Here is a 1549-nt window from a genome sequence, read left to right on the forward strand (position 1 = left end):
ACAGCAGCACTCGCCCTCGGCCTGTCGCTTACGGTGAGCGGATGCGCATCCGTCGCCCGTCTCGCCCCCTCGGCCAGTGACGGGGCCGCCTCGCTTGCCGCATCAGCCACGGCCGTGCCGATCGAGGTGTCAAAGGTCGTAGTCGGGGACTGCCTCGACAACGTCGGGGACGCCGAAGTGGCATCCGCTGTCACCGTCACGCTGGTGCCGTGCGCCGAAGTGCACGCCTTCGAGGTCTACGCGGGCTTCGACCTGCCGATGGAGTCGTATCCCGGCGAAGACGCTGTCGTCGCGGCGGCCGAAGACGGCTGCGGAACCCGGTTCGAGGCCTTCACCGGCAGCGCCTATGACGGCTCCCAGCTCGATTACAACTACTTCGTTCCGCCGGAGGACGGCTGGACGATCTCCGGCAGCCACCTGGTCTCGTGCCTGATCGACGACCCCGCCGGCCCCGTGACCGGAACCCTCGCCCAGGCCCGCCGTTGATGCCCTGACATCACGAGGTCAGGCGTCACGGTCCCACTGCGTGCCGTCGAGGTCGCCCCGCAGCGTCCCGGTCGCCGCGTCGACGGCAGCGCCGACGGTGTCGGCGAATCGTTCGGGCGGGAACCGTTTGCCGAGGCCGTATCGACGCAGGACGTCTTTCACGGGACCCTTCATCTCCGCGAAAACGAGGGTGGCGCCGCGCTTCTGCAGGAACTCATCCAGTTCGAGCAGTTCGTCGACGGCGGTGGTGTCGATATCGGTGATGGGTTCCGCGGCCAGGATCACGGTGCGCACGTCGGCGCCGGCCGCGCTGACGGTCGCCCGGACGTAGTCGTCGAAGATCCCACCATTGGCGAAGAAGAGCGGCGCGTCGAAACGCACGATGACGATTCCGGGCAGGCGCTCGCCTTCCGGGTGCCGTGACAGGTCGTGGTAGCCCCGGAGGCCATGAATGCGACCCAGCTCCGCACGATACGGCCGCCAGGCGTGGCCGACGAATTCGCCGAGCGACAAGACGACCGCGACGATGATCCCTTCGATCACGCCGACGACGAGCACGCCGAAGAAAGCAGCGACGGACAAGAAGGCATCGGTCCTGCTCATCCGCACGAGGGCGACGAATCCCGTGATGTCGACGAGCCCCGCCGCCGCAACCATCACGACGGCCGCGATCGTGGCGGATGGCAGGAAGTCCGTGAGGCCGGGTGCGAGCAGCATGAACAGAACGAGGAGGACAGCCCCGGCCACTCCGGCGAGTTGAGAGCGCGCCCCGGCGCTCTCAGCGGCGGCAGTACGCGACGACGACGCCGAGATGGGGAACCCGCCGAACAGGCCGGCGAGCAGATTCGAAGCGCCGACCGCCACCATCTCCTGGCTGCCGTCGACGTTGTCCCCGCGGCGCGCGGCGAAGGTGCGGGAGAGCACCGCGGTGTCCGCGAAGGCGATGAGCGCCATCCCGAGCGCGGGAAGGACCAGGCCGACGACATCTGCCCCCTGCAGGCCGGCGAGGGCGGGTGCCGGAAGGCCGGCGGGGAGAGCGCCGACGACGGGGAGGCCGTCGTGG

Annotated in this window: 2 protein-coding genes; one reads left to right on the forward strand and one right to left on the reverse strand. The window is 69.3% G+C overall.

The genetic code is table 11. The annotated features are described in order from the left end of the window. A partial coding sequence (locus QN345_RS18880) for a septum formation family protein (protein ID WP_323509093.1) occupies nt 1-486 on the forward strand: 486 nt, incomplete at its 5' end. Between the two features lie 18 nt (nt 487-504). Here QN345_RS18880 and QN345_RS18885 read toward each other — a convergent pair. Further along, nucleotides 505-1549, reverse strand: a 1045-nt coding sequence (locus QN345_RS18885) for a SulP family inorganic anion transporter (protein ID WP_323509094.1), incomplete at its 5' end; no start/stop codon positions are given.

This window comes from Cryobacterium sp. 10I1 (assembly GCF_035019805.1).
GTDB classification, from domain to species: domain Bacteria; phylum Actinomycetota; class Actinomycetes; order Actinomycetales; family Microbacteriaceae; genus Cryobacterium; species Cryobacterium glucosi.